This is a genomic window from Streptomyces sp. GbtcB6 (assembly GCF_019091475.1).
Classification (GTDB): domain Bacteria; phylum Actinomycetota; class Actinomycetes; order Streptomycetales; family Streptomycetaceae; genus Streptomyces; species Streptomyces hyaluromycini.
The window spans coordinates 1-8153 of sequence record NZ_JAGXJL010000118.1; the positions used below are offsets into that span (position 1 = coordinate 1).

The window sequence follows — 8153 nt, forward strand, 5'->3', positions numbered from 1 at the left end:
CTCGTACATCGGGCTGCCCGGGCTGTCGATGTCCCAGATGCCGCCGACGTCCGTGTGCCGTTCGAACCAGTCGAAGGGCACCCCCTCGGCGATCATTGCGCGCGCCATCACCAGGCCGGACGGCCCGGCGCCCACCAGGCAGTAGCGGCGGGTGTACGTCACCTTCGGCTGCGTGGACGTAGTGCGGCGCCGGGCGCGGACTTTCGACTGGGCGAGCGCGGCATACGTCACCGGCTTGCGGCGGCGTAGGACGAGGGCGAGGACGACGCCCGCGGCGGCGAGAACCGGCAGGACGACGGGCACGGTGTTGACCACCGCGTTCGTCGAGCCGGTCAGCGTCGGGTAGTTGACCGTGGCCATGACGAATGCGCCGGTGAGGCCGAGGAAGCCGATCGCCGGTGCGATGACGCATCGCCACAGGTCGCGGTCGTCGCGCTTGGCGAAGAACACCACGACGGCCAGCGACGCGGCGGCCTGCAGCGCGATGATGCCGAGGGTGCCCACGCCCATGAAGGCGGGCACGAAGACCATGTAGGGGTCGCCACCCGAGGCGGCCGCGCCGAGCGCGGCAACCGCGGAGAGGGCGGTGACGACCAGGCTCGCGACATGCGGGCTGAAGTGATGGGGGTGGTAGTGCCCGAGCCGGCGTGGCAGCACGCCCTCACGACCGAGGGCGAACAGGTAGCGGCTGGACGCGTTGTGCAGCGCCAGCAGGCCGGCGAGCATGCTCGTACACAGCAGCACCGCCGCCAGGTCGTAGAGGGTCACGCCGCCGTACCGCCGGATCAGCTCGAACACGAAGTTGCCCTGCTGTTCCCCGGCGAGCGCGACCGCCCGGTGCGCGCCGGCAGCTCCGACGATGATCCAGCTGGTCAGGACGTAGAACACACCGATCGACGCGACCGCGATGTAGGTGGCCTTCGGGACGGTGTGCTCAGGCTCCTTGGTCTCCTCGCCGTACAGGGCGGCCGACTCGAATCCCACGAAGCTGAGGAAGGCGAACATCATCGCGATGCCGAGCGAACCCGACGTCACCTCGGAGCCGGAGAAGGACGCAGACGGCAGTGCGGCGCCTCCCTTGTCTCCCGCGACCAGGAGGTCGAAGACGATCAGGATCCCGAACTCGGCTACCATCAGCGTGCCCAGCACCTTGGCCGACAGGTCCGCCGAGCGGTAGCCGAGCACGGCGACCACCGCGATCGCGATCGCGCTGTACGCGTACCAGGGCAAGTTGACGCCTGAGTCGAGGAGCACCAGGCGGGTGAAGTAGCCGAAGCCGCCGACCAGGCCGATGGTGATCGCGGCATACGACGACGCCGCCACGTATGCCGAGCCGACACCGGCGGGTTTGCCCAGGGCGCGGGCGATGTAGGTGTAGAAGGCGCCGGTGTTCACCACGCGTCGGCTCAGCGCGGCATAACCGACGGAGAAACACAGCAGCATCAGCGAGGCGATCAGATAGGCGGCCGGCAGCCCGGCGCCGTTGCCGTGGGCGATCGCCAGGGGGATGTTGCCCACCATCGCGGCCATCGGGGCGGCCGCGGAGATCACGAGGAACACCACCCGCCCGGTACTCAGCGTCCGACGTCCTGCTGCTGTCTGTGTACCGCTGCTTGAGGTTTGTGTCATGGCACTGCCTCCCTAGACGGGAAGAGCACGCCCCAGAGAGGCGTGGGAATTGCCGAGAGTATGACTTGGCCGATCGCTTTGGGCAAGTGGCCAAGTCGTCTGCTCAAGCGAGCTTTACGACAGCTTGAAGCGGCGATCGCGGGCGCTGCGGCGCCGGTCGTATACGGGATCGACCTTGATCAGAGCCGCCTCGCCGACTTAGGGCATGCTCCGCCGACCGCGGTGCCCCGGAGGGTGTGAGTCAGTTGCGGAGCACATGAGCGTGGACGCGAGCGGCTTGGCCTGGCTCAAGCAGCGGTGGGCGGCCAGGACGTCGCTGGCGACGGCCGCTCTGGCGGTGCTGCTGCCGCTCGGGAGCGGGGGCATCGGCGGCATATTGCTGCTGGTGGCCGCACTCGCAGGCGTAGCCGTGACAGCGGCGGCAGTGTGGTGGGTGCTGACCGGCGCGGCCTGGTGCGGTCCTCGGCGTCAAAGTGGACAGCGCGGCGAGGCCGCCGCACTGCTGCTCAGTCCGGACCCCGAGCACCCGTCGCACCAGGCGGCGAAGCACGCAGCCTCGTCCAGTGCTGGCCGGGCGCCCCCCGTTGCCGAGTACCACGATGGCTGAGCGCAGGTGGTCGTAGACCGGGCGCAGCGACGGTTCGGCCAGTGGCCACAGGGCTGGCACGAGACGGCGCCAGGGCGCGAAGACGCCGCACTCGAACACTGACGACTTGCCCTTCAGCAGGTCGTCGCGGGTGGGCGTCGACTGGGGTGGGGTATCGACGCTCCACAGGAAGATCTCCGAGTCGGGGGCAGAGATCGGCTTCTTCGTCTCAGCCGCGTCCGTACAGCCCCGCTCGGCTGTCGCGATCGCCGACACTCGCCGTTCCTGGACCCTCTGGATCGGCCAGCGGGACGGCACCGACCGGGCCCAGGACCTGCCCGAGGCCGACCCTGCGGGCGTACGCGATAGGCGGCGTTTGATCCTGGGCGACACGAGCGGCATGCTGTGGGCGTGTCCCTGGTCCGGTCGGCAGGTCTTCAGAAGTTCCGCCAGTGTGTCGAGGGGCTCGGCGGGGACGCTGACGTGTACGCGCGGCGGGCGGGGCTGCCCGTGGAGGCGTTGGACGCCGACGAGCTGTTGGTGGAGGACACTGCCCTGGCCGCGGTGATGGAGATCGCCGCGGCCGAACTGGGCTGCCCGGATCTGGGACTGCGGGTCGGTGAGAGGCAGGACTTCGCCATGCTGGGCCCGCTGTCGGTGGCGATGCAGCACTCCCCGTCGGTCGCCGACGCGCTCGAGTGCACGTCCCGCTACATGTTCGTGCACGCTCGGGACTTCGGTGTCTCCGTGGTGGACGCCCCGGACGGGGAGCACGGTGTGGTCGGGCTGCGGTACTCCTTCGGTGCGGGCGTACGGCCGCTGCCGCAGGCCACCGACATGACGATGCTGTTCTTCCACCGCGCGGTGACGTTCCTCGTGGGCGGCCGCTACGGCCTGCGGTCGGTCGATCTGCCCCATCAGCCCGTGGCACCGCGGTCGCGGTACGAGGACGCTTTCGGTGCCCGGGTCCGTTTCGGCCGCGGAAGCGCACTGCTGCGGGTGCCTTCCAGCCTGCTGGCCCGTCCCCTCGACGGTGTCGACGACACGGTGCGCCGGATCGCGCTGGCCTTCCTGTCCCAGCAGCCGCGCGAGGCCGGGCCGGTGGTGACGGCGAAGGTGCGCGCGGTTCTCGACCAGTCTCTCGGGACCGGTTCCACCGAGCTGGCCGACGTCGCCCGGATCCTCGCCGTGCATCCGCGGACGCTGCAACGGCAGCTCGCCGCCGAGGGCGAGTCGTACGCCTCGGTCCTCGACGTGGTCCGTCGTACCCGGGCCCGTACCTACCTGATGACGACGGACATGCCGTTGGCCCAGGTCAGCGACCTCCTCGGCTTCGCCGAGCAGGCGGTCCTGTCCCGCTGCGCGAAGCGGTGGTGGGGCCGGACGCCGACCGAACTGCGCCGCGAGGCGCGCGCTAGGCGTTGAGCTCGCCCGGCCGGGCGAGCACGTCGTGGACGATACGCCCGTCGAGGTCGAGGTCGAGGTCGAGGTCGAGGTCGAGGTCGAAGGCCATGGCCCAGGCAACGGGTGTGGCCTTGGGCCGCACGGCCTCGGGCAGGTTCCACAGGAGGACACGCGGGAGCCCCGGAAGGGGCAGCAGCTTGTCCAGCAGCGCGTTGCGGGGCGCGGCGATCGACACCCAGACCAGCCCGTCGCTGCCGAGGCTCATGTTGTCGGGCAGGCCGGCGAGGTTCTCCACGAACGGCTCGTCGGTCCCGGCCTTGGGGCCGGTGAGCCGGTGGCGGCTGATCCGGTACCCGGCGGTCTCGGCCACGAGCAGGTGGGAGGCGTCCGGGGCGAGGACGAGTCCGTTGGCGAATTTGAGGCCGTCGCGCAGCACGGTGACCGTGCCGTCGGGGTCACGGCGGACGAGCAGGCCGGTGCAGGAGTGCTCGACTATGTCGCCGAGGTGGTGCTCCAGGTCCCAGCGGCGGGTGGACACGGTGAATCAGATGGTTCCGTCCGGGCCTTCCACGACGTTGCCGGCGAAGGTGAGCAGCCTGCCCGCGACGGTGTCGACGAGCACCTCGACCGATCCGCCGGCGGACATGCGCAGCAGTCCCCGGTGGTGGTCGCTGATCAGGATGCTGTCGTCGGCGGCCGGCTGGAGCCCGAGCGGACAGCCGCCGGTGCTGCCCGTCACCGCGCGGGCTCCGGTGACGGGGTCGATGCGTACGATGCTGCCGTCGCCAGGACCGGTGAGCAGGCCGCCCTGCCCATCGAAGATCACGTCCTCGGGGCCGTGGCCGCCGGTGGCGAGGCGCCGGCGTCGACGAAGCGGCTCGTGGCGGGTGTGCGTCCCTCGTCGGCGGGGGCGTGGGGCGGGGTTCAGCGGCGGGGCGAGATGAGGCGGCGGGTCAGGGGCACGGCGTTGGGCTCCCTGTTCAAGGGCATGGCCATCTCCCTACCTGGCCATCGGCGATCTCGGGCGCCGTCCGACCGTCGGCGCGGATGATGCTGCGGCACCGCAGCTCCAGCAGGACGACCGCGATGCCGAAGAAACGGAACTGCTTGTTCGTCGTCTGCTTGGCCAGGTACCGCTGGTAGACCTGCTGGGCGATGACGGCGACGCGGAACAGGCCGAAGACCTGGTACCAGGCCCATTCCCGGTTGGTCACGCGAGTGCCGGTACGTGCGCAGTAGTACGCCACGACCTCTTCGCGGGTCATCATCCCGGGCAGGTGGGTGGGCTGGCGGCGGAAGGCCTGCATGTGCCTGCCGTCGTCGGCCTGGATCCAGTACCCGAGGCCGTTCGCGAGGTCCATGAGAGGGTCGCCCACGGTGGCGAGCTCCCAGTCGAGCAGGCCGACGGGCCGTGTGGGGTCCTCGGGGTCGAGTACGACGTTGTCGAAGCGGAAGTCGTTGTGCACCAGGGTGTGCGGACGGTCGGCCGGCTGGTTGTCGGCCAGCCATCGCATGACCCGCTCGAAGGAGCCGACGTTCCAGGTACGCGCCCTGCGGTAGCGCTCCGACCAGCCCTCGACCTGCCGGCGTACGTAGCCGTCGCCCTTGCCGAGGTCGCCGAGTCCCGTGGCCGTGAGGTCGACGGAGTGCAGGTCCACGAGCAGGTCGATGACGTTGCGGCACAGGGCGGCGGTCTGTTCGCGGTCGAGCACCATTCCCCGCGGCAGATTCTTGCGCGGGATCGGGCCGGCGAGGCGCTGCATCACGTAGAACGGCGAGCCGATGACCGCAGGGTCCTCGCACAGGGCGACAGTGCGCGGCACGTACGGCAGGAACTGCCCGAGCTGGGTCTGGATGCGGTACTCGCGCCCCATGTCGTGAGCGCCCTTGCGGTGGGTGCCCTTCGGGGGACGGCGCAGGATGAGGTCGCCGTCCGGGTAGCGCAGCAGGTAGGTCAGGTTCGACACGCCCCCGGAGAACTGCCGCACGTCCGGGACGGCGGACAGCTCGGCCTCGGTGCTGCCCGGCGTGGCGTTCTCGGCGAGCCAGGCGGCCATGGCCGCGGCGTCGAAAGTGTCCTCGTCGCGGACCGGGCGCGATCCGGCGACGTCGGTACCTCCCTTGTCGGTACGAGCGTTCACGTGAGCCTCCGGACGATCCGCAGCGGCAGTACCTTGATGGCGATCCCGACGGGCGCCCACGGCCACGTCGGCACGTAGGCCTTCGCGCGACGCTTCTCGATGGCCGCGACCATCGCGCGCACACCCGTCTCGGTGTCGACCATGAACCGGGTCTTCTCCTCGACGTGGGCGTTCATCTCCGAGCGGATGTACCCCGGGTGGATGACCGAGACGTCGAGGCCCCTGATGTTCTCCGAGCGCAGGCCCTCGGCGAGTGAGGCCAACCCGGCCTTTGTCGCCGCGTAGGTGGTCATGGACCTGCGCATGCCGCGCAGGGCGGACATGGACGAGATGAGCACGAGGTGACCGCGGTCCTGTCTGCGGAAGATCTCCAGAGCGGCCTCGGCCTGGGCGAGAGCTCCGACGAAGTTCGTCATCGCCGTGGCCAGGTTGGCCTCGGACCGCCCCGTTCCCAGGGGAGCGCCCTTGCCGATGCCGGCGTTGACGACGACGCGGTCGATCGTCCCGAATCTGTTCGCGAACCCGTGGAACACCGGGGCGACCGCGTCGCTGTCGGTGACATCGAGGGCGGTGGTCTCGACCCGTCGGCCCGTGGAGATGCGGATCTCGTCGGCGAGAGCGTCGAGCCGGTCGGTGCGCCGGGCGCACAGGGCGAGATCGTAGCCCAGGGCGGCGAACTGTCGGGCCATCTCCTCACCCAGGCCCGAGCTGGCCCCGGTGATGAGGACGGTGCCGTGGCCCGTCTGGCTGCTCATACCGGCTCCTCGCTCACCGTGGGTGTCTTCTCGCTCAGTTCGGCCCGGCGGATCTTGGCTCCAGCGGCGAACATCTGGCGGTCGTAGAGGGGTCGGACCAGGCGCTTCGTCCAGTACGCGACCCGCGCGGACCGATCAGGGAGGATCAGGAAGCGGCGCGCGTCGACACCCCGGAGCACCCGTGCGGCAATCTCCTCGGCCCCCAACGGCGCCCGCGAGATCAGCTTGGCGGCCACCTGGTCCATCAGCGGATCCTCCCCTCCCAGGGAAGCGGCCAGGTTGGTCCGGAAGAACGACGGGCACACCACCGAGACGTCGACGCCCCAGGGGCCGAGCTCGTGGCGCAGGCTCTCCGAGAGGGCTACCACGGCCGCCTTGCTCGCGTCGTAGGAACTCATCGCAGCCGGGTGGACCAGCCCCGCGAGGGACGCCACATTGACCACGTGGCCGTGTCCTTGAGCCTTCAGCAGTGGGGAGAAGGTGCGGCAGCCGTTCACAGCGCCCAGCACGTTGACCTCCAGTACCCGCCGCCAGTGCGTGTCGTCGATGCGGTCCACGCGACCGCCCGCTGCGATGCCGGCGTTGTTGACCAGCACGTCGAGCCCGCCGAGATCGGCGCGGACGCGCTGTAGAGCGGCCGCCCAGTCCGACGGTGAGGTGATGTCCAGGCGCTGGTAGCGCGCGCCCGCCGGCACCTCGGCTTCGGCGGCGAGGTCGGTGACGAGCACATGGTCCCCGCGCTCGGCGTAGCGGGAGGCGAGCGCCGCACCGAGGCCGGAGGCGCCCCCGGTGATGAGCACCGCTCGGCTCTTGCCGGTGCCGGTGACGCGGCTCATCGGGTGGCTCCGTGCTTGCCGAGCTCCATGCGGGCGACGACGCTCTTGTGCACCTCGTCGGGTCCGTCGGCCAGGCGAACGGCCCGGGCCGCAGTCCAGGCACCTGCCAGCGGGAAGTCACTGGACAGTCCACCACCACCGTGGATCTGCATGGCGAAGTCGATGACCTGCTGGGCGACATTGGGCGCCGCGACCTTGATGGCACTGACCTCGCTCTGCGCGCCGCCGGCCCCGACGGTGTCGAGCTTCCACGCCGCGTCCAGGATGAGCAGCCGGGCGGAGTCGATCGCGATCCGTGCCTCGGCAATGCGCTCACGGTTGCCGCCGAGGTCGGCCAGCGGCTTACCGAACGCCGTGCGCGCCAGGCCGCGCTCGCAGGCCAGGTGCAGGGCACGCTCCGCCAGACCGATCATGCGCATCGCGTGGTGCACCCGGCCGGGACCGAGGCGGCCCTGAGCGATCTCGAACGCTCGCCCCGGGCCGGCGATGATGTTCGACACCGGGACCCGGACATCGGTGAAGGAGACCTCGCTGTGGCCGAAGGGCTCGTCGAAGAACCCCATCGTGTCCAGCATCCGCTCGATCTTCACCCCCGGGGTGTCCCGCGGTACCAGGACCATCGAGTGCCGCGCGTGCTTGGGTGCATCTGGGTCGGTGAGCCCCATGACGATGAGGCCCTCGCAGCCCGGGTGCCCGATGCCGGTGGCCCACCCCTTGGGGCCGTCGAGGACGACGTCACCGCCCTGGACCACGGCCGTGAGCTGCATGTTCGTGGCGCCCGAGGACGCCCCGCCCGGCTCGG

General features: G+C 70.5%; 9 protein-coding genes and 1 pseudogene. 2 read left to right on the top strand and 8 right to left on the bottom strand.

Features of this window, described 5'->3' with window-relative positions; genetic code table 11:
* On the bottom strand, nucleotides 1–1629 hold a 1629-nt coding region (locus KVT45_RS54090), incomplete at its 3' end, for an APC family permease (protein WP_217562351.1).
* Between the two features lie 256 nt (nucleotides 1630–1885).
* On the opposite strand from KVT45_RS54090, the gene KVT45_RS54095 reads away from it, so the two are divergent.
* Nucleotides 1886–2236, top strand: a complete 351-nt coding sequence (locus tag KVT45_RS54095) for a hypothetical protein (RefSeq protein WP_217562353.1) — start codon at nucleotides 1886–1888, stop codon at nucleotides 2234–2236.
* On the opposite strand, the pseudogene KVT45_RS57485 reads toward KVT45_RS54095, so the two are convergent.
* Nucleotides 2150–2422 (bottom strand): annotated as a pseudogene (locus KVT45_RS57485) (alanine--tRNA ligase-related protein); the annotation flags it as partial. The gene KVT45_RS54095 and the pseudogene KVT45_RS57485 overlap by 87 nt on opposite strands.
* Nucleotides 2423–2626: 204 nt before the next feature.
* On the opposite strand from KVT45_RS57485, the gene KVT45_RS54100 reads away from it, so the two are divergent.
* Nucleotides 2627–3640, top strand: coding sequence for an AraC family transcriptional regulator (locus tag KVT45_RS54100; protein ID WP_217562355.1), 1014 nt, complete (start codon nucleotides 2627–2629; stop codon nucleotides 3638–3640).
* On the opposite strand, the gene KVT45_RS54105 is transcribed toward KVT45_RS54100, so the two are convergent.
* The 6 genes from KVT45_RS54105 to KVT45_RS54130 form a co-directional block, all read right to left on the bottom strand.
* Nucleotides 3630–4157, bottom strand: coding sequence for an SMP-30/gluconolactonase/LRE family protein (locus KVT45_RS54105; RefSeq protein ID WP_217562357.1), 528 nt, complete (start codon nucleotides 4155–4157; stop codon nucleotides 3630–3632). The genes KVT45_RS54100 and KVT45_RS54105 overlap by 11 nt on opposite strands.
* A gap of 6 nt (nucleotides 4158–4163) precedes the next feature.
* Nucleotides 4164–4547 carry a hypothetical protein gene (locus KVT45_RS54110; protein WP_254648721.1) on the bottom strand — a complete coding sequence of 128 codons (384 nt, stop codon included), beginning with the start codon at nucleotides 4545–4547 and terminating at the stop codon, nucleotides 4164–4166.
* A 52-nt stretch (nucleotides 4548–4599) separates the two neighbouring features.
* A complete protein-coding gene (locus tag KVT45_RS54115) occupies nucleotides 4600–5760 on the bottom strand; it encodes a phosphotransferase family protein (RefSeq protein ID WP_217562361.1) in 1161 nt (386 codons plus the stop codon).
* The gene (locus KVT45_RS54120) at nucleotides 5757–6515 is read right to left on the bottom strand and encodes an SDR family oxidoreductase (protein ID WP_217562363.1); all 759 of its coding nucleotides are present in this window, start codon (nucleotides 6513–6515) and stop codon (nucleotides 5757–5759) included. The genes KVT45_RS54115 and KVT45_RS54120 overlap by 4 nt, the downstream gene beginning before the upstream one ends.
* On the bottom strand, nucleotides 6512–7351 hold the full coding sequence (locus KVT45_RS54125; protein WP_217562365.1) for an SDR family NAD(P)-dependent oxidoreductase: 840 nt from the start codon (nucleotides 7349–7351) through the stop codon (nucleotides 6512–6514). The genes KVT45_RS54120 and KVT45_RS54125 overlap by 4 nt, the downstream gene beginning before the upstream one ends.
* Nucleotides 7348–8153: acyl-CoA dehydrogenase family protein (locus KVT45_RS54130; RefSeq protein WP_217562367.1), on the bottom strand; the 806-nt coding region annotated here is incomplete at its 5' end. The genes KVT45_RS54125 and KVT45_RS54130, both read right to left, overlap by 4 nt.